This window comes from Hydrogenophaga palleronii, assembly GCF_031457455.1.
GTDB lineage: Bacteria > Pseudomonadota > Gammaproteobacteria > Burkholderiales > Burkholderiaceae_C > Hydrogenophaga > Hydrogenophaga palleronii_A.
This window is the reverse complement of record NZ_JAVDWU010000003.1, coordinates 389,605-408,844: the sequence shown is the minus strand read 5'-3', so window position 1 is coordinate 408,844 and position 19,240 is coordinate 389,605. Positions and strand designations below refer to the sequence as shown.

The following is a 19,240-nucleotide window of genomic DNA, read 5'->3' as shown; positions in this document are numbered from 1 at the left end:
CGATCGAATCCAGCAGGCAGTTGAGCCCCTGGCCGCTGGCATGGCCCATCTCTGCGTTGATGCGGCCCAGCAGCGTATTGCGATCGATCGCCACAAGGCCCTGGGGCAAGGCTGCACCGGGCGTGGGAACCCACGAGAGCCATACAGAATCACCAGCGGAATCAGCGATTTGGCCTTAGGCCACCAACGGCCGACCCGTGACGGGCGCACGCACCTCGGCATCGCGCCTGAGGTTGTCGAACTGCCAGCCCAGGGAGTCGATCACGCTGTCCATGCCGTGCAGCTGGACCGCGTGCTTGAGGACGCTCAAGCGCCCCATCTCGCCCTTCCACGCCAGCCCCTCGGGTTTGGAATCGGGAGGAACCACCGCAGACAGCTCATAACGCCCGCCCCGGACCGCCGGAACGATGCGGGGCGTCTTGTCCTGCAGCCGATTCAGCACCTCGCCGCCCACGTTGTAGGCGCGGATCAGGCCGTTGGCATGGTGGCCGTGCGCATCGTGGCGCGCCAGTGTCTTGTGGTGCACCGCAGCGGCATTGAACACCACGGCCTTGCTGTGGGTGGCCAGTGCCTGGGCCTGCGCCAGACCACCGCCCTTGGAATGGCCCACGAATTCCACCTGCCCTGGCACCGCCGAGGTGATCTTGAGGGCGGTGCGGATCGCCTGGTCGTACTGCTTCGCACGGCGGCCCGCCCCCTGCTGGAGGTTGGTCTTCCAATCGGTGGCGGCCATGTCGCCGCTGGTGGTGCCCCGGTTGGCCACGACATACCGGCCTTCGGGCGTCTTGTACACCGCGGCAAAGTAGCCGGATTGCGGGTCCGCCAGATCCTTCTCGCTCAGCTGGAGCGCCGCCAGTTCGCTGGGGGACAGGCGGGCGTAACCCTTTGGCAGCAGGGCCTCCGTGGCCTGGTCGGCATACACGTCCTTGGCCAACAAGGCATGGTTGAAGACGGGCACCAGCTCTTCGATCTGTTGCGCCACCGAGGGGTGTTGCTGTTGCAGTTGCGGGAGCCTGGCCAGCAGGTCGTCCACCTGGGCCTTGATGGCCAGTGGCTTGGCCGCTTCGGCCGCGGGCGCAGCTGTGGACTTCTGCGGCGGCACCTTCGATGTTGGGGCCGAGAAAAGCGGCGCCGGGGTGGCGAGCTTTGGGAGCGGTGGCAAGGGCTTGCGCACGGGGACCGGCTCACCCGCGGCATCGGTGGGGCGCTGAGGCGCCCTGCCCAATGCCAGCGGACCGATCGGCCCCGACTGGGCGCCGGGAAGCTCCGGTGGCACGGCCCGAGGGCTGCCCGCAGGCGTGAGCGACGGCGGGATGGTGGGTGTGCCGAGGGGGCCTTGAACGGCCGTGAGCGAGTTGATGGACACGGTTGACATCTTGTTGGCGGACAGCGCCGGAGCAAGCTTGCGCAAGCCGCCCGTGTCGTGGAGGTCATGGCGCGAAAACCTTGATTGAAAGGCGAACGCCCGCCGAGAACCGGTGCGCGCTCTGTCCGAGCGGCCACGCACCGTCGACAAACCGGGGTGGCTTCGCCAGGTTGGCGTCGGCTTCGTGTGGACCCTGCGCTGCAAGGGGCGCATGCGTAGATTGATGTTCAGCTCATCACATGCCCGGTTGCACCACCATGCTGAACACATTCATTGACATCGCGCCGCCGCTCCCCTGGACAAGCTTGACCGCCAGCAGCGCGGTGGCGGTGCGAGCCGCCACGCCTTTCGAGGCCTCCGCCATGGCGCGCATCTACAACGAATCACTCCCCCCAGGTGCTCCAGCCGATGCGGATGCCGCTCCACGGAACGGAGAGCGCTCGCTGGCACGCAGTCGGCTCCAACGCCTGACACCCGAACTCATGTCGGGCTGGGTCACGACACACCGACAAAATGGCCGCCCCTTGTGGGTGGCCCATGCCGAGGGCCAGACCGTGGGCTGGCTGAGCCTGCTGGGCTTCTCGGACCGCCCCGGGTGCACCTGTGCGGCGGAGGTGGCGGTTTACATCGCCCAGGACTGGCAACGCCAGGGCGTGGGTCGCACGTTGATGGAGCACGCGTTGCAAGAAGCGCCGCATTGGGGCATTGACCGGCTCATGGCGTTCATCTGGAACGACAACATGCCCAGCCGCAAGCTCTTTGCCCAATGCGGCTTCGGGCCTTGGGGTGCGCTGCCAGGCGTGGTGTGGGCCGAAGGCTTGGATCGCGACATGCTGATCCTGGGGCGCCAGCTTCAGGCTGCGTGCTAGTGCGGGGGCTGGCGCAATGGCCGGAGCCCACGCACGCCATCTGACCTGAGGCTGCTCTGCATGTCCGGGGAAAAGACCGAGCAGCCGACGAAGAAAAAGCTCGACGACGCACGCAAGAAGGGGCAAAGCCCCAAGAGCCAGGACGTCAATGCGGCGGTGAGTGTGGTTGGCTTGTTGGTGGTGTTGATCGTGATGGCCGAATCGATGGTCGATCAACTCTCGCAGACGCTATTGCGAGCCCTGCAACAGGGGCTGGTGACCCAGAGCAACGATGAGATGCTGGCGCTGATGATCGACACGCTCAAGAGCGGCGTCGGTGCGGTGTTGCCATTCATCGTGGCATCGGTGGCGCTGGGTGTGCTGGCGGCATTTGGCCAGGTGGGCTTCAACATTTCCTTCGAGCCGATCAGTCCCAAGTTCGACAAGCTCAACCCGGCTGAAGGGCTGAAAAAACTGTTTTCGGTGCGCTCGATCATCGATTTCCTCAAAATGGTGCTCAAGGCCATTGCGCTGGGGGCGGTGCTGTGGGTGCTGATCAAAGGCATGGTGCCTTTGCTGGTGGGCGCAGCGTACTTCGACCCTGTGGGCGTGGGTGTGATGGCCTGGACGATGATGGTCAAGCTGCTGGCCGTGGGCAGCCTGGTGTTCGTCATCGTTGGACCGGTGGACTTTGGCCTGCAACTGTGGCTGTTCAAGCGGGACCAGAAGATGTCCAAGGACGACGTGAAGCGCGAACACAAGGAGAGCGAGGGCGACCCGCACCTCAAGGGGCAGCGCAAGCAACTGGCGCAGGAAATGGCCACCAGCCCGCCGGAGAAGCGCGTTCCCGGTGCATCGGTGGTGGTGACCAACCCCACGCACTACGCCGTGGCGCTGCGCTATGACCCCGGAGAGACGCCGCTGCCGATCATCGTGGCCAAAGGCATGGACGCCGAGGCCATGCGCATTCGCGCCATCGCAGAAAAGTCCGGCGTGCCCATCGTCGGCAACCCGCCACTGGCACGTGCGCTGCACAAGCTCAACCTGGACGATCCAGTGCCCGAAGAACTCTTTGAGGCGGTGGCGGCCGTGTTGCGCTGGGTGGGCTACCTGAAGTCGCTGGCGCCCGGCAACAACGAAGCCGGCAGCTGAAGAAAGCAGTCATGCCTCCGATCGTGAAGGCATGGTGTGTGTGGCAGTGAGAACCTGACTGGGTGGCAGCGTCCCCGGCGAACCAAACCAAGCCGATGGAGGGCGGGCGGGACGATGGGAGTCCCCTCCGATCTTGCCCGGCGCTGGAAGCCGGTGCTCCCAAGCATGCCGCAGCACCCGCAAATGGTGCACCACACCCACTTCGTTCCCTGGTCATTGCCTTCGCCCGCAGGCGGCGTCATACGAAGCCCTCCGCTAGATTGGGCTGACCGTGGGGCAGGTGCCCCAGGGATCGCATTGCATACCGCCGGAGACCCGCATGGCTTTTCGCCTCAGCCCCACCATGGGCAACGACCTGTCGATGGGCGTTCTCGTCGTGGCGATCGTCGCCCTGATGATCCTGCCACTTCCCACGGTGCTGATCGACTCGTTGCTGGCCGTCAACATCGCCGCCAGCGTGCTGCTGCTGATGACCACGCTGTTCATTCCGAACGCGGTTTCGTTGTCAACATTCCCCTCGCTGCTGCTGTTCACCACGCTGTTTCGGCTGTCACTGAACATCGCATCGACCAAGGCCATCTTGCTGAACGCCGACGCCGGCCATGTGATCGAAAGCTTTGGCAACCTGGTCGTGGGTGGCAACATCGTGGTGGGCATGGTTGTGTTCATCATCATCTCGGTGGTGCAGTTCATCGTGATCTCCAAAGGCTCGGAACGTGTGGCCGAGGTCGGGGCACGCTTCACGCTGGATGCGCTGCCAGGCAAACAGATGAGCATTGACGCGGACCTGCGCGCCGGTCTGATCACCGGCGACGAGGCCCGCCGAAAACGCGCCCGGCTGGCCATGGAGAGCCAGATGCACGGCGGCATGGACGGGGCCATGAAGTTCGTGAAGGGCGATGCCATCGCGGGCCTCATCATCACGCTGGTCAACATGCTTGCCGGCATCGTGGTGGGAGTGATGTACCACGCCATGACGGCGGGCGAGGCCGCCAATCGGTTCGCGGTGCTGTCCATCGGGGACGCGATGGTTTCGCAGGTTCCCTCGCTGTTCATCTGCGTGGCTGCGGGCGTGCTGATCACACGGGTGGCTGACGAGCACGAGAAGAAGCCCCGTTCGCTGGGTCAGGAGATCAGCGCCCAGCTCACGCGCACCCCCAGGGCCATGTACCTTGCCGCCGGGCTGACCCTGGCCTTTGCCTTGGTGCCGGGCTTCCCTGCGTTGCAGTTCATGGCTTTGGCCACGGTCCTGGCCGTCACCGCACACATGCTGGGTCGGGCACGCCGCAAGGAAGAGGCCAATGTCATTTCCAAACCCATCAGCGCGTTGCAGCGAGAGGGCGGCAAGGGCGATGCCCCGGCCATCCTGCTCCAGCCGCCTCACTTCGCCAAACCCTTGGCCATCCGCATGTCACGCCAGTTGGGCGACCTGCTGGAGGCCGACCGCCTCGACGAGGCGCTGGAGTCCGAGCGAAGCAAGCTGCAAGCGCATCTGGGTCTGCCCTTTCCCGGTGCGGCAATGTGGGTGTCGGGTGATCTGGAGGGGTACAGTTTCGATGTGCTGCTCAACGACGTGCCGACCAGCCGCCACGAGGTACCGGGCCGCAGGTTGCTCATCACGAACCCGGACTCGCCGCTGGTGGGCACTGCCGAGCGCCACGGCCCCATCCTCGGCATGAGCGAATCCCTGTGGCTGCCGCCCGCCGCCGTGCCCGAAGCGCAGCGTGGTGGTACCTGCATGGATCTGGAACATGTGATTGCCGCGCAAGTGTTCGACGTGTTGCGCCGCCATGCGCACATGTTCATGGGCGTGCAGGAAGTGCAGTGGGTGATCGATCGCGTGGTGGCCGAATACCCTGGGCTGGTGGCCGAAGTGCAGAAGATCCTGCCCTTGCAGCGCATTGCCGAGGTGATGCGCCGACTGCTGGAGGAGCAGGTGCCGATCCGCAACGTGCGCAGCATCTTCGAGAGCCTGATTGCATGGGGCCCCAAGGAAAAGGACATGCTGTTGCTGACCGAATACGTGCGTGGGGATCTGGGCCGGTACCTGGCCTTTGAGGCGTCGGCGGGCAGTGGTCAGCTGTCGGCGATCCTGCTCGATCCGGGCATCGAACAGGCCATACGCCAGTGCATCAAGCCCACGCCGGCGGGCAACTATCTGGCCATGCCGCCAGAGAACGCGATGGCGCTGACCGACCGGATCGCGGCCATTGCGGGCGGTCCCGCACAAGGGGTGGCCCTGGTCACATCGATGGACATCCGGCGCTACGTGCGCAAGTTGATTGAGGCACGGCTCGATTGGCTGCGTGTCTACTCCTTCCAGGAGCTTGGGAACCTGATTGAGCTTCGGCCGATCGGCCGTGTCAGTGACTGATTCTTCCGTCGTCCGCAGCCATGTCACGCACCGAAGGCCGTCGACCCCTGCGCGTACTGAGCGCTGAGGAAGTCGCGCAGCACTTGCAAGCGCAGGCGCAGGCGCCTCGCGGTGCGGTGCAACTGGCCGTGGCGCAATCGACGGACCGGTTTCGCCGCTCCCTGTCCGGGCCACCGCGCCGTGCCGACTCACTGTGCGCCACGCCATCTCCGCCGCCACTGCAGGCCTCCGCAGGCCGGGGCCGCGAGCGGGCGCCGGCCCCGCCGGCCATGCCAGGACCGTTGGCACCCTTTCACACAGGCGCAGAAGCGTTACTGGACAGACCTGACGGCGAAGACCACCTAGGGGTGGACCAGACCGCAGCGCGCGGGAGCCAGGAGGCCGTTCCTTCCGGTTGCACGCCGTCCACCGACGCGTCCAACAGGGGTGGCGTGAACGACGGCCTGGTGGTCTCTGCTTTGCCGCAAGACCCTTGGCCGCAGCAGATGGCACAGACCATCGCCACCCTGTGCGCGCGTGCCGAGCCTTCGTTCGTGAATTGGACGGTCACCTTGCCGATGGACCCGCAAGGACTTCCCCAGACCGACCTCAGGTTGAGCCTTTCGCAGCACTGGCTCTCGCTTCGCTTCATCACCCAATCACCGCAGTCGCACCACTTAGTCTGTGCTCATCGGGATCGGCTGCTCGAAGAACTGGAACGTTTGCCGCAACTGCCCCACGGAATAGACATCGAGGTGACATGAAAGGGAAAGGCGAATCCGAACCAGCAGGCCCTGTGAGGGTTGAGGGCTTGGCACGCCACCTGCCGTCACTTGAGCCCGCAGCAGCACGTGCGACGCGCGTCGGCTTCGACCGCCGCCTCCAAGGCTGGCTGTCGCGGCAGACGGGGCTGGCCGGCATCCAGGTGTACCCCGCGCACGCACCCGCCGAGTTGCTGCAACTGGACATCGCATGCGCCCACGGCGATGCCGCTGTGGCGCTCGACCCTGCGCAATGGCCCGCCTTGCAGATGGTTGCCGGACTGGAAGACCGCGCGTTGGCACGTGATGTGACCGATGCACTGCTGGCCCCGGCGCTGCACCATTTGTCAGCACTGCTGCCGGGCGCGCGGGTGCGCACGATCGGGCGGTATTCGCCAACGGGCGCGACGGGCTGTGCGCCCCCGTGCATCGGACATGGCGAAGGGGAGGTGACGCTGGTTCAACTCAGCCGCTCACTGGCGGCGCACGTCGGTGGCGTGTTGCACGAAGGCGTGGCGCCCGACCTGGGTCGCCTTCAGGCGTTGCGTGTGCCGATGCGCGTCACGCTTTTCGAGCGGCTCATCCGCCGCCACCGGCTGGCTGGACTGTCGGCTGGCGACGTGGTGCTGATTGGGGCCGCTCAACGCACAGGAACGCAATGGCAGGCCACCTTGAAATTCGGACTGGGAATCATCATGCAAGCTCACGCAGACATCGACTTCGATCAACCACACGCCTACCTGACGGAGGCCCCCCACACCGTTGAAGACGACCCGGCATCCGCTGCCGCGGAGTTGTCTCGCGCGCCTGTTGGCATTGAAGACCTTCAGGTGCCGGTTGCCTTCGAGATCGACAGCGCACGGGTGAGCCTGGGGGAGCTGGCTTGCCTGGGCGAGGGTTCGGTGATCGAACTCGACGTGGGGCTGATGGAAGCCTCTGTGCGGCTGGTGTGCCACGGGCAGACGATCGGCCAGGGCCAACTGGTGGCCGTGGGCGAGCAGCTCGGGGTGCGCATCGTTCAGATGGGCCCGCTGGGGTCCACAGCGAAGGTGGGGGTCGCGTCATGACGCCCCTGCCCAGCGCCGATCCGATTTCGTTGTTCCTGGTGCTCGCGGCGATGGCGGTGCTGCCGTTTGCTGCCATGGTGGTCACGTCGTACACCAAGATCGTCGTCGTGCTGGGCCTGCTGCGCAACGCCATTGGTGTGCAGCAGGTCCCGCCCAACATGGTGCTCAACGGTGTGGCCATGATCGTGTCGTGCTACATCATGGCCCCCGTCCTGATGGAAGCCTCCGAGCAGATGCGCACCGTGTCACCCGGCACCACGCAGACCAATGCGCAGCAGATCATCGGTGCAGCAGATGCCGCGCGCGAGCCGCTGCGGCGCTTCCTCGACAAGCATGCCGACTCCGCCGAGAAGGCGTTTTTCCTGAAGTCAGCCATGGCCATCTGGCCCCAGGAGCGGGCGGCGCAGCTGAAGAAAGACGACCTGCTCGTGCTGGCGCCGGCCTTCCTGCTGACCGAGTTGACGGCGGCCTTTCGCATCGGTTTTTTGCTCTACCTGGCCTTCATCGTGATCGACCTGGTCATTGCCAACGTGCTGCTGGCCATGGGGCTGTCGCAGGTCACGCCGACCAACGTGGCCATTCCATTCAAGCTGCTCTTGTTTGTCGTGCTGGATGGCTGGTCCAAGCTCATCCATGGCCTTGTGCTCACCTACCGTTGAACTGCCATGCACTACGAAAACGTGGTCCGCCTCACCTCTGAGGCCCTCATGATGTGCCTCATGCTCTCCCTGCCCGCAGTGGCGGTGTCGGCCATCGTTGGCCTGCTGATCTCGTTCGTGCAGGCGGTGACCTCGTTGCAGGACTCCAGCATCTCCCAGGGCATCAAGCTGCTCTCCGTCACCGTGGTGGTGGCCATCTGTGCCCCATGGGCGGGATCGACGTTGTTGCGCTTCGCTGACAACCTGTTGGCGGCGATGTTCCTATGAACATGAAGGTACACCCCACGCAGGCGGCCCAAGCGGCGGCCGAAGTGCGTCGGCACGACGAGCACCTGCATGCGCGCTCATCAGGCAAGACAGGGTCTGGACAAAGGGGGCAGTTCGGCGGCTACGTGTTCCGCGTGAGCCGCGCATCGGCCCCGCGAAGCGCCCGCCGCCCACCGCGGTTGCGCCGTCCGCCGCGTCCACCCGGGGCACAGCAAGTAGACCTTGAGCACATTGCGGAGCAGGGGCCGACGACGAACATGCGTCTGGCGCCTCAGTCTTCGGCGCTCGAAGACGAGGAGCGGTCGGACAGCTTGGTCATCGACGCGATGGCCTGGAACGATGATGCACATGACGGCATGCAGGAACAAGATCACCGTCAGAAGGCACGCGCCCTTTCGTGGCGCGTGGGCCGGCGTAAGCAGCTGGACGGCGACGTGGCCTTGCTTTCAGGCTTGCAGGCCGTCTGTGGCGCAGATGCCCAGGCATTGTGGTCCGCAGCTGGGGCGAACACCCCGGTGCGGGCCGAAGACCTGGCCCGTGCCCTGGTTCATGCCATGGTCGATGTCCACACGGCAGCCGAGCGGTCTTCCCCAATGCCTGATGCCACGAATTTGCAACTGGCTGCCGTGCGCATGTACTTGATGAAGGTGCTCCAAAGTGGTTTGGAGCAGGGGCCTCTGGCCACACTCTGGCGCGTGAAGCGGGCACTGCTGGAGAGCCGGCCCAAGGGCCCCCGGCGGCCGCCCACGGGCGTAGGAGACGAAGACCGGCAGAACCGCAACCTGCTGTTGCCGTTGAAGCTGCTCAATGCCGATCGCCCCCGGTCCGCTGAGCAGGTTCAACAAGCCTGTGATCGCATGGCGCTGTCGTGGCAGATGGCTTTGATGGGCGCGTCCAAACCCACCGTATGAGCTTCGAACGCTATCAAGCACTCGTGCGAGACCTGTGCCAGGTCATCGACTTGCACGACGCCGACAGCGTCCTCCAGCGCGGGAGCATCGAGGTCGAGGGTTTCGAGGTGCATTTGGCGAACTTCGAGAACGACCCGGGTGCGATGTACCTCAACTTCCACTACGGCATCGTGACGGCGGGGCGCACCATGCGCGTCTTTCGCCTCTTGCTGGAAGCCAATCTGAGCGTGTATGCCCAAGACCAGGCACAACTTGGCCTGCACGCCGACACCGGGGGGATCGTGCTCATCGTGCGCGTGCCCATGAGCGACTCGATCACGGGTACGTGGCTGGCCGAAACCATGACGCACTACGTGGAGCACGGGCGCTACTGGCGCGACAACATTTCCAACGCCACCGACGAGATGTTTGCAGGCATCTGCGCGGGGGACTATTTCTGGATCCGGGCCTGAGCGTCTTGGCGGCGGTGGCTGCGGCGGCTTGACGTTCCTCCGTTCAATCCATCACCCGCCGCTGTCTGGGAAAATTGACGTTGCTCCCTCGTACCGGGAGTCCTCCAGATCCTGGTCTCGGGTTCGGGGCAATGGGTCGGAAGAAGGGCAGGGAAGCACTCCGAAGTCCGAGACCGGCCAGTCCGGCCGGCTTTCCCTGCGCAGATCGAGCCGGTAGCCGATGCTGTAGACCGCCTGGATGCGAACCGGGGAATCCAAGGAGTTGATCGACAGCTTGCGGCGCAAGCGGTAGATGTGTTGCTCCAGCGTGCGCTTGCACACCTCGGTCGATCGGCCCCACACTCTTGCGGCCAGGCTGGACATGCCGACCACGCGCCCCGCGTTTGAAAACAACACCCAGGCCAGTGCGAACTCGCGTGCGGTGAGGCTGATTTCCATGCCCTCGTGAAGCACCGTGGAAGAAGCCGGGTGCAGCTCGAACGGCCCTACCGTCATGAGCTGGTTGGCTTGAGCGGGCGGGGCCTGCCCCACGCGGGCCTGCAACCGGGCCAGCAATGGGCCCACGCAGCCGCAGTGCTCGGCATAGTCGGTCGCTCCGTTTGCCAGCGCCTCGGCCATGCCGACGCCGTAGCCGTCGCCCACCACGATCACGGGCACATGGTCGCCCGCCCGCATTTGCAGCATGGCCAGCCAGTCCAGCAGATGCAGCACATCGTCTTCCAAGACGACGGCCTGGACGTCCCCCTGCTTGAGTGCTTGCAAGAGAGTGCCGATGGAAGGCGCGGCGACGATGTCGATACCCCGTGCCGTCAGATCTCTGCAAATGGCAGCCCCCTTGGCTTGTTTTGCAAATAGCGCAATGACTTTCAACTTGGACCTCCAGATTCGCAAAGATCGAAGGGCGAAATGTTATTTTTCCCCTCGCGAATTATCCCATTCGAGATCAATGATGCATAGGCGACAACCCCAGGTCAAGAGGGGAAATAACTATATTTAATAATTACTTTTATTTCTTTTCAGAAAGATGATTCTTCATATATTGATGCAAACACTCGAAAGTGTGGTTTTTTTGTCTTGACATTCGTGCAGATTTGGTGCAATCGATTGCTGCTCATGTGTGGGCGACAACTTGTCGGCAAAATCCGTTGAAACGTTGTCTCCTCGGATGAGTTGGATGCGATGGCCTCTCGACCTGCGCTTAAGTTCTTCTTTAGTTGTTTGGATGATTCGAGTTTGTGTGGTCAATTCATGGGCTTTTTGGTAATTTGACCGAATCAACTTGGTTGTAATTATTCTGTAATTTTTCAGTGTTCTAATAAAAGATTTTTTGATATTTTCTAATCAAGGTGCATTTAATCTGGGCTTGCCGCAGAAATGTCAAGTGCAGTGAGGTGCGACGTCGCCGACATCAGTCGACGCCGGGGAGCGCAGATCATCACCGGTCACCTCTTGTGCGTACTCCGAATCTGATGGCAACCCAGGCGCGATCCCATGGCAACCCGGAGGGGCATGCAAGGCCTGCATCACGCCGGGGGGGCAGCATGTTGCGTGCAACTGAGGAGATGCCCGCGACCACTTCCTGAACGGTGGTGTGGGTCACGGGGCGATGCGGACTTCGCGTGTCCATCGACCATTGCGGCTTCGGGCCGCCACGGCTGCCCGTCGACACCGACGATGTCGTGCATCAGGCCAGACCATCCCGCCAAAAAATGATGATGTCCACTTCTCTGCCCGCTGCCGCGCATGCGCGCTTTCCAGCGATGAACAGTGCCCTGTCAGGCTCTCTGACGATCGCGCAAGCCGACTTCATGTCTCGGTTGGCCTTGCAGCTGGGGCTTCCTGCTCAGAACGGAGATGCGCTGATCGCGCCACAGCTGTTCACCGGTCCCGCCGGACTGGCATGCCGCGTACACCTTCAGGAAGGCGATCCACCGGCCGTGCGTCCGGAGGCCCTGCTGCCCATGTCTGTGCAGGAACTGGCCGGTGCCGAGGTGCAGCGTTTGCTGGCCGTGCAGTCCCTGGTGCTCGGCGAGCTGGGCTGGTTCCTGAGCACTTCGCCCGAAGGACTGTTGCAGTTGACATCGCTGGCGTGGATCAACGACCCCATTGACGCCGCCACGGCGCTGGATCTCGTCAATGGCGTCGGCATGGCGATCATTCATGCCCTGATGCTGGACGAACCGAGCCTTGGGCAATCACAAGGCCTGAGCAACTGACACCGACAGGAAGCGTCATGATTCCGGTCTCACGTCCCCCTTCGCTTCCGCACGGACCTCTGCCATCGGCAGCCGATCCACCGTCCGCCGAGCCGCCTTTGCGTCCCAGCGCGCAGGCACATCATGTGCTGGGGCGTCTCGAGACTGCACCCCAATCGCGTTCCGCCTTGGACCTGGCCCCACGCTCCGGCGCCTCGCTGTTGTCGCGAGAAGAGCGCAACATGCCTTCGGAGCGCTTCTACACGCCCGTGTCGTCATTCAGGGCGCACGAGGTCGCGATCGACATCGCCCGTCTCTCCGCCGCCGCGGGTCTGCCTCCTCTCGATCCGCCCGTCCCCACCCACAAAGAGCGCATTGGGGCGGCGTTGCAAGCCATGGCGTTTCAGGCCCCGGAGGGACCGCAGCGGCAAGCGCAGCAAGCGCTGGAAGACCGGTACATTGACTGGGCCGCAGGCGTGCTGGCGTCGCGCGAAAAAGTGTTTGGTCAAGGCCGCTACAGCGTCGACGGTGATCGCCAGGTGGCGCTGGGCGCGGCCATGCTGCCAGCGCTCTATGACGGCGTGCGTCAGTTCTTGTCGTCCTCGTCGCGATCGCCGGTGGCAGGGGCCATTGCCACCGCCCTGGGTCCTCGGCTGGGCGGCACCGACTTCGAGGGCAATCGCGTCAACCTGGGCGAACTCAACAATGCATTCGATCCTGCCGTGATCGGGGGGGCTGCGGGGGGTGTCACGGCACTGGCCATGGATTCCACCTTGCTCACCGCCATGGACCGTCGCGCGCGGATGGCCAACCTTCCTCAATTCAAACCCGTGGACCTGAAAGCGCTGGTCCCCGATCCTGCGCCCGTTCAGCTGCGGGTGATCGATGGCAAGAAGGAATACTGGGAACCCCTGACCGACAGTGCCGCCCCGGCGGCGTCTCCCGATCAAACAACTCTGCGCGATCTCCAGCACGCTGCGCAGGAAAAGCGTCGCACACTGGCCACCGTGCAAGACATGTTGCAGGCACGCAGTTGGGGGCTGTTGGCACAGCCCGCCGTCACTGGCGTGGCCAACATGTTGCGCCGCCACTGGATGCCCGCGCAGGCCATGTTGCAGGGCACGCAGGTGGGGGCCGCCACCGTCCTGGCATCGGGCACCGCTGGCGGGCTGACCAAGTTTGGGCTGGGCGTGCTGAAGGCCCCTGCCTTTGCCGATGTGGACAACCTGGTGGGAGGACAACAGCGGGTCAACCTGTTCACCACCAAGCTGCCCCAACCGGATGTACCCGCCGCATCGTTGGCCGACATTGCCCAACTGCCGCGGCGTGCCGGCGAGACCTTGGTGGAGGCTGGCCTGCTGGCCCGGCATTACGTGGCGGGCCCCTGGCGGGGTCAAGGCCTCATTCCTTCGGGGCGAGAACTGCGGAATCGGGTGGGCGACGTCGCCCACGCGGTGATGGCCAACACCCTCGCGGCGGTGTTTTCTACGGCCACAGGACCGCTGGTGGCCCAGTTGCTGCGCAAGGGTGCGGCATCGGCCCGCCCCGATGAGCCTCACAACTCACCGGCCTACCTGCTGCAGCAGTTCGCCCAAAGTGCCACCAACGACTTTGTCTGGCAAGCATCGAAGGCCGCATTCAAAGCGACCTCCTTTGATCTGGCGGCCTCTCTGGACAACTGGCGAGCCAACGGGCAACTGCGCTTGTTGCAAACCGCCAAGCAGGCCCAGGGCGCGCTCCCTGAGCTGGCGCGACAGGCCGAGCAGGTCTTGGGCGCGATGCCCCATGCCGACCAGCATGCACTTCAAGGTGTTCTGCGTACCCTGCAAGCTTTGCCGTTGGGCAACACCAACCACACCACCACTCTCAATGAGGCATTGTCCGATCTGAAGCGCCATGCCGCGCAAGGCGAGGGGGCGGTGTCAGAGGCCATCAAACCCCTGCTGATTTCGCTGGAGACGGCGCTGGAAGCCACGCAGCAACGCGACGCCATGCTCCGTTGGAGCAAGCCCTCCAAGAACGATTGATGACGCGCGGGACGGGCCGCGGCCGGTCTGTTCGTGTGCGGAGGAAACCTTGGCCACACCTTGGACCTTGCTGGGAATAAAAAAGGGCGCTGATCAGCGCCCTTTTCAGTTGCCTGAGGTCCCTTGCGCGCGACCCTCAGGCAACGGCCATCACTTGAACAGACCCTTGAAGAAACCGCCCACTTTCTTGGCACCTTCCTTGATGCCGTCGCCCACCTTCTCGGCCACGTCTTTGATCTCTTCCACCACGGGCGCAGCGACCTCCTTGACCTTGTCCACCGCTGTGTTGGCCACGTCCTTTACGGTGTCAACAGCTTTGTTGGTCACCTTCTTCACGGTGTCAACGGCTTTGTTGGCCACCTGCTTGGCTTCGACCGCAGCCGTGGAGACGCCCTCTTTCAGGGTCTTGGTGGCGGCTTCCTTGACTTTGTCCACCACCGTGTTGGCCACGTCCTTCACGGTGTCAAAGGCTTTGTTGGCCACCTGCTTGACGTCGGCCACGGCCGTGGAGACGCCCTGTTTCACGGTATTGATGGCGGTCTGAGCGCCATGGCCCACCTTGTTCAGAAACGCTTGATTGGCCTTCACAAGGTTGTCGGCGAAGCGCATGAGGCCATCGATGTTGATCTCACCCTTGACACCAAGACCCAGGCCCAAGCCCAACGCCAACGCCCCCTTGAGTTCGAACTTCAACTTGGTTTTGCCGGACTCGTCCTTGGTCAGGCCCACTTTGGCTTTGCCCTCTGCACCAAGGCCGTAGAGTCCTGCCACGCTGCCGCCCACGTTGCCAACGCCACCCAAGCCCACGGTGGCCTCGCCCTCGGCCTTGCCGCCGACAAAAGCAGCGGCCTTGGCCTCAATGCCTGCTTCGGGGGACATCTTGCCCGACATCGGGTCTGGCACCATCCGCCAACCGCTTTTGAAACCGGCCCCAACCTCGGCACCGTTGAACCCGCGACCGGCCCAATTGATTTCAGGCGACAAGTTGATGGGCGCCCCCAGGATCTTGGGCTCGAAGGTCACAGGCCGGTAAGTTCCTCCAAATTCGCCTGCGGCACCCACCCGCGCCTCTGCGCCAGCGTTGAGGGTGGTCTGCGCCGCACCGACTTTGAACTTGCCGCCACCGCTGCCCTCGAAACCCGCCATGCCATTGGCACGCAGGGTGAGCTCGCCACTGCCAGCGACGTCGATGTTGTTGGCAATCTCCGCCCGGGCTCCAACGCCGACCGAGCCTGTTCCAGCATTCTTCTTTTTTTCCTCGAGTGTCCACACGCCAGCATTGGTTTGCGAGTAGCCAGCACCGCCGTTCAAGCGGTTCACCTTTTCGTGCCCGGCATGCCACGCGTCGCGACGAATCTCATGGTCAGACAAAGGCCCCTCACGCAGTTCGGGCGTGTAGTTGCCGTAGTGGGTATCGGCGCTCAGGCCCGTGCGCTTGATGCTGGGATCCGTGAACAACGACTTGTCATCACCCTTCGCGCCAGCAGACTTGCTGGGGGTGTCGCCTGCGGCAGCCTTCTCAGCCTCCTTCTCTCGGAGCTTGGTCTCGTAGCTCTTCTGGTTCAGCCAGTCCGTGGCACGCCCACCGTCGAGATGGCCGGGGTTCTTGTCGTAGTACTTGTCGCGGTCATAGGGTTTGGACTTGTTGCCGGAAGACTCGGTCGTTTGTTGGTTTTTCCGGTCCTCTGCCTCGAACAGTTCGCCCAGTGTGCTGGACTTGGTGGTGCTGTCGTTCTTGACACCGCCATCGCCGTCCTTGTCTTTCTTCAGGCGAGGGTCCTTCGGTTTGTCAACAACACCGCTGCTCTTGTCCCAGAATTCAAGCTCTTTGCCTTTGGGCGCCTCTTCCCATTCAACGGGGTTGTCGGCGTATTGATCGGCGTTCTCCAACAGTTGCTTGCCGGCCATCTGCCGGTGAATGCCGCTGTCCAAGGCACCGCCGTCGCGCAAGTAGGTGCCCAGTTTGCCGGGCGTATCGGTCTGTCCTTCCGGGGGGGGGAGCGGGGGAACGTAGGCGGTTGGTTCGGTTTCGATTCGAGAAAAGGTCGCAGACATGAAGGATCTCCTCAGTTGGGGTGTCCTGCAGTGTCACGAGCTGTTCACTTCGTCACGCACGCGAGGCGAACCCATGGACGATTGACCGAAGAAGACGACCCGGACGCGCGTTTGGGGACGCTTCGCCCAAGGCCACGCTGCTTCGCCCGCCATGGGTCGCAATGACCCCGGTGACTTCAGGATGCGGTGCTGACAGCGCACGCACCCCCGCTTGTGTGCTCACGCGAAACGGAACTCCTGATGAACAACCTTCAAGGCTTGCGCATGATCGTCAAGCTCAAGCAGCGCCGCCTGGAACAACTGGACGACGCAGTCAACCTCAGTCGCCGACAGTTGCGTGAGCAACTGGAGGGGTTGAACAATCTCCTCAACGATCAGGCGCACTTGCGCACGCTTGAGGACACGCAGCGTGGCCGACTGCTGGCCATGGTGGCGGCCGAGCAAGGCTTTCTCCCAAGCGATTTGGTGACCCTGCAACACCTGCTGGCCGAGGCCGAGCAGAGAACGGTTGCGAGTGCCAAGCGTGTTCGGCAGGCCGAGCAGCAGGTGGAGGCTGCGCAACAGAGCACCAACGCCGCATTGCGCGCATTCCAACGCGGCGAGCAACAGCTGCAAGCCTGCAAGGAGCGGTTGGAACTCACGCTGCAATCCCTGCAGGCGCAGCAAGACGATCAACAGGACGAAGAAGCGGAAGATGCCGCTGTGGCCCGGTTGCTGGCCGCACAGCGCGGTGCAGCCGCAGCCGCTGCGGCGAGCCGGGAGCGGTGAGCATGATCGCGGCCGCCGATCCTTTTTCGGGCACGCAAGCCCTGATCCATGCCGGCGAGTCGATCAAGAGCCTGCTCACACTGCTGGCCTTGTGCAGCCTGCGTGGCTACGTGGCGATGCTGGTGCTGCCGGTGACCAACGATCAAGTGCTTCAGGGGGTTGTTCGCAATGGCGTTGCGTTGACCATTGGCCTCTTCATCGCTGCGGGCCAGCCTTTGCATGTGGTGGACAACATACCCACGATCACGCTGCTGGCGCTGATCCTGAAGGAAGGTCTCATTGGTCTGCTGCTGGGCTACGCCGTGTCCACCGTCTTTTGGGTCGCCGAAGGCGTGGGGGTGTTGATCGACAACCAGGCGGGCTACAACAACGTGCAGCAGACCAACCCTTTGAGTGGCGAGCAGAGCACCCCCGTGGGCAACCTGCTGTCTCAGTTGGCGATCTGTGGTTTTTACCTGCTGGGCGGGATGATCGCGTGGGTGGGGCTGCTGTTCGAATCGTTTCACTGGTGGCCGCTGGACAAGCTGATGCCCGAATGGTCGCATTTGCTCGAACGCTTCTTGCAGGTACAGGTGTCGAGCTACATGCAGGCCGTGGTCAAGATATCCAGTGCGGTGGTGATGGTGCTGCTGCTCATCGATCTGGGCATTGGCCTCATCGCCAAGACGGCAGACAAGCTCGAACCCAACAACCTGGGGCAACCCATCAAAGGGGCGGTGGCCTTGCTCATGCTGGTGATGCTGGTGGCCGTGTTCTTCGAACAAGTCAAGCCACAGCTGGCGCTTCACAGCATGGCCCGGGATCTGTCCGCATGGTTGCAGCCGCCATCGCGCTGAACACGATGAAGCTGAGCAGGCCGTCTTCGCGAGCCCTGTCAACGCTTCGCCTGGGGAGCAAGTCCACCCGCTGTTTGCCTGGATGCTTGATGACATCAACGTCCGTCAATGAAATGGAGGCCAACTTGATGCCTGTTACCTTCCACCCGAGTGCCGATCGCAGTTCGTTGCTGCTCAAGCCTCACACCATTCTGTATCCACCTGTTCCACGTGGCAGTGGCTGGGTGGCCGAAGACATCGCTCACGAGCTCAACACGGATGTGGACACCGTGTGGAAGCCCATGCACGGCATGCTCGATTGCAGCGACTCGCTGCTGACCATGCGGTACTTCGGCATGCAGTCGCTGCAGCTTCGGCTGGGCCAGCTCATGCAAGGCCGGAGCATGCTGCTGAGTCCAGAAATCAACCTGTTCCTCAAAGGCCGGTTCGACCATGTGTACGTCACCACGGACAGCTATCACCGATTTGCCGGGGGCAAAGGTCAGGTCCTGGGCGATCCGCAGAGCCAGCCGCTGTACTTCGACGTGCCGGGTCGGCGGCTTGTGGTCGATGTGTCTCGCAGCTTCGTCGCCAAATCCTCACAGGTCACAGCGGGTGCGATACAGGGGCTGATCGCCCTGGCCGAGTCACCCAGCCTCAAAGGGCACGTCGAGCGCCTGTGGGTCTCGTTGGAGCCAGCGTGCTCGCCGGAGTTGGTGGAGCAGGCGGTCGGTGCGCTGCAGGAGACCGCCCGTTGCATCACACGCCATGTGCTCAGGGAGCCTGACCTTCAGCTCATCCCATCGGCACAACGGTTGGCGGAGGAGGTCGGATCCCGCCGCATCGCTCAGGCCCTGCTCACCAGTTCCGCCGAGGAAACCCATGCCACCGTGGAGGCGTTCGCAGCGCTGTGGCGGCAACGTCCGTCGGCCACGTTGACCGACTGATTTCCCCGCTATGCCCTGCCAAGGGCCCAACCCCGACTGCGTTGCAGTCTTCACCTGGAGTAGACAATGAACATGGCTGTTAACGGTCCTGGTACCCCCGGTTCGATCATCCCTACGAGTGCGAACCCCGCGCCGGCCAAGCCTGCGGACCTCATGCCTTCGGCCGCACCCGCCGCGCCTCAGGGGGTTCAAACCCGCAACTCGGCCTCTGCGGACATGCCGCCTCGGCAGTCCTTGATTGCCCAGTTCGGTCTGCCACCCCAACCTGCACCACAAGGTCCACAAGGCTCAGGAGGGCCGCCTGGCCGGCCCGGCCCGGATCTTTCAGCCGTCAACAAGCAAGGGGGCGACGACGCCACGAGCAAGGCGAAGACGGAAGCCGATCAGTCCATGAAGACCATGGCTGAGATGAATGCCATCAACATGCGGTTCCAGACCGAAATGGGCATCATGCAGATGCAAAAGGGCATGAACGAAGCCGTGGCCAAGATGGTCAAGGACATCGGCACCAAGGCCGCCCAGCTCGCTGGCTGATGGCGCTGCCCTGCCCCAGCCGCGCGGGGTGCGCGCGGCACCACCAAGGCCACGGATGCGGCA

Annotated in this window: 18 protein-coding genes; 15 read left to right on the top strand and 3 right to left on the bottom strand. The window is 63.5% G+C overall.

The genetic code is table 11. The annotated features are described in order from the left end of the window. Positions 1 to 175: 175 nt before the first annotated feature. Positions 176 to 1,411: a Tle-like phospholipase domain-containing protein gene (locus J2W49_RS09485; protein WP_310314848.1), complete on the bottom strand. Its 1,236-nt coding sequence runs from the start codon at positions 1,409 to 1,411 to the stop codon at positions 176 to 178. A 212-nt stretch (positions 1,412 to 1,623) separates the two neighbouring features. On the opposite strand from J2W49_RS09485, the gene J2W49_RS09480 reads away from it, so the two are divergent. From J2W49_RS09480 to J2W49_RS09440, 9 genes are all read left to right on the top strand, one after another. Continuing rightward, complete coding sequence (locus J2W49_RS09480; RefSeq protein ID WP_310314846.1) at positions 1,624 to 2,235, top strand: GNAT family N-acetyltransferase; 612 nt, start codon at positions 1,624 to 1,626, stop codon at positions 2,233 to 2,235. A 60-nt stretch (positions 2,236 to 2,295) separates the two neighbouring features. Beyond that, complete coding sequence (gene sctU, locus J2W49_RS09475) at positions 2,296 to 3,366, top strand: type III secretion system export apparatus subunit SctU (protein WP_310314843.1); 1,071 nt, start codon at positions 2,296 to 2,298, stop codon at positions 3,364 to 3,366. A gap of 319 nt (positions 3,367 to 3,685) precedes the next feature. Then, a complete protein-coding gene (gene sctV, locus J2W49_RS09470) occupies positions 3,686 to 5,740 on the top strand; it encodes a type III secretion system export apparatus subunit SctV (RefSeq protein WP_310314841.1) in 2,055 nt (684 codons plus the stop codon). A gap of 20 nt (positions 5,741 to 5,760) precedes the next feature. Continuing rightward, complete coding sequence (locus J2W49_RS09465; protein WP_310314838.1) at positions 5,761 to 6,483, top strand: type III secretion HpaP family protein; 723 nt, start codon at positions 5,761 to 5,763, stop codon at positions 6,481 to 6,483. A 47-nt stretch (positions 6,484 to 6,530) separates the two neighbouring features. After that, positions 6,531 to 7,547, top strand: a complete 1,017-nt coding sequence (gene sctQ / locus J2W49_RS09460; protein WP_310314835.1) for a type III secretion system cytoplasmic ring protein SctQ — start codon at positions 6,531 to 6,533, stop codon at positions 7,545 to 7,547. Further along, positions 7,544 to 8,206: a type III secretion system export apparatus subunit SctR gene (sctR, locus tag J2W49_RS09455; RefSeq protein WP_310314832.1), complete on the top strand. Its 663-nt coding sequence runs from the start codon at positions 7,544 to 7,546 to the stop codon at positions 8,204 to 8,206. Before sctQ ends, sctR begins: the two co-directional genes overlap by 4 nt. Before the next feature lie 6 nt (positions 8,207 to 8,212). Next, positions 8,213 to 8,473, top strand: a complete 261-nt coding sequence (gene sctS, locus J2W49_RS09450) for a type III secretion system export apparatus subunit SctS (RefSeq protein ID WP_310314829.1) — start codon at positions 8,213 to 8,215, stop codon at positions 8,471 to 8,473. Between the two features lie 2 nt (positions 8,474 to 8,475). Next, a complete protein-coding gene (locus tag J2W49_RS09445) occupies positions 8,476 to 9,384 on the top strand; it encodes a hypothetical protein (RefSeq protein WP_310314825.1) in 909 nt (302 codons plus the stop codon). Then, the gene (locus J2W49_RS09440; protein WP_310314822.1) at positions 9,381 to 9,836 is read left to right on the top strand and encodes a CesT family type III secretion system chaperone; all 456 of its coding nucleotides are present in this window, start codon (positions 9,381 to 9,383) and stop codon (positions 9,834 to 9,836) included. The genes J2W49_RS09445 and J2W49_RS09440 overlap by 4 nt, the downstream gene beginning before the upstream one ends. A 51-nt stretch (positions 9,837 to 9,887) precedes the next feature. On the opposite strand, the gene J2W49_RS09435 is transcribed toward J2W49_RS09440, so the two are convergent. Next, complete coding sequence (locus J2W49_RS09435; RefSeq protein ID WP_310314819.1) at positions 9,888 to 10,598, bottom strand: winged helix-turn-helix transcriptional regulator; 711 nt, start codon at positions 10,596 to 10,598, stop codon at positions 9,888 to 9,890. A gap of 953 nt (positions 10,599 to 11,551) precedes the next feature. Here J2W49_RS09435 and J2W49_RS09430 point away from each other — a divergent pair. After that, positions 11,552 to 12,052, top strand: a complete 501-nt coding sequence (locus tag J2W49_RS09430; RefSeq protein ID WP_310314817.1) for a hypothetical protein — start codon at positions 11,552 to 11,554, stop codon at positions 12,050 to 12,052. 221 nt (positions 12,053 to 12,273) lie between these two features. After that, positions 12,274 to 14,058 (top strand): type III secretion system effector XopF2, encoded by a 1,785-nt coding sequence (gene xopF2 / locus J2W49_RS09425; RefSeq protein ID WP_310314814.1) that lies wholly within the window; start codon positions 12,274 to 12,276, stop codon positions 14,056 to 14,058. A 150-nt stretch (positions 14,059 to 14,208) separates the two neighbouring features. Here the strand turns inward: xopF2 and J2W49_RS09420 are convergent, their stop codons facing one another. After that, positions 14,209 to 16,113 (bottom strand): hypothetical protein, encoded by a 1,905-nt coding sequence (locus tag J2W49_RS09420; protein ID WP_310314811.1) that lies wholly within the window; start codon positions 16,111 to 16,113, stop codon positions 14,209 to 14,211. 240 nt (positions 16,114 to 16,353) lie between these two features. Here J2W49_RS09420 and J2W49_RS09415 point away from each other — a divergent pair, with 240 nt between their 5' ends. The 4 genes from J2W49_RS09415 to J2W49_RS09400 all read left to right on the top strand — a co-directional run bounded on the left by J2W49_RS09415 (position 16,354) and on the right by J2W49_RS09400 (position 19,177). After that, positions 16,354 to 16,881, top strand: a complete 528-nt coding sequence (locus J2W49_RS09415; RefSeq protein ID WP_310314808.1) for a hypothetical protein — start codon at positions 16,354 to 16,356, stop codon at positions 16,879 to 16,881. 2 nt (positions 16,882 to 16,883) lie between these two features. Continuing rightward, positions 16,884 to 17,717, top strand: coding sequence for a type III secretion system export apparatus subunit SctT (gene sctT / locus J2W49_RS09410; RefSeq protein ID WP_310314805.1), 834 nt, complete (start codon positions 16,884 to 16,886; stop codon positions 17,715 to 17,717). 89 nt (positions 17,718 to 17,806) lie between these two features. Further along, positions 17,807 to 18,643 carry a hypothetical protein gene (locus J2W49_RS09405; RefSeq protein ID WP_310314804.1) on the top strand — a complete coding sequence of 279 codons (837 nt, stop codon included), beginning with the start codon at positions 17,807 to 17,809 and terminating at the stop codon, positions 18,641 to 18,643. A gap of 66 nt (positions 18,644 to 18,709) precedes the next feature. After that, a complete protein-coding gene (locus J2W49_RS09400; RefSeq protein ID WP_310314801.1) occupies positions 18,710 to 19,177 on the top strand; it encodes a hypothetical protein in 468 nt (155 codons plus the stop codon). The last annotated feature ends 63 nt before the right edge of the window (positions 19,178 to 19,240 follow it).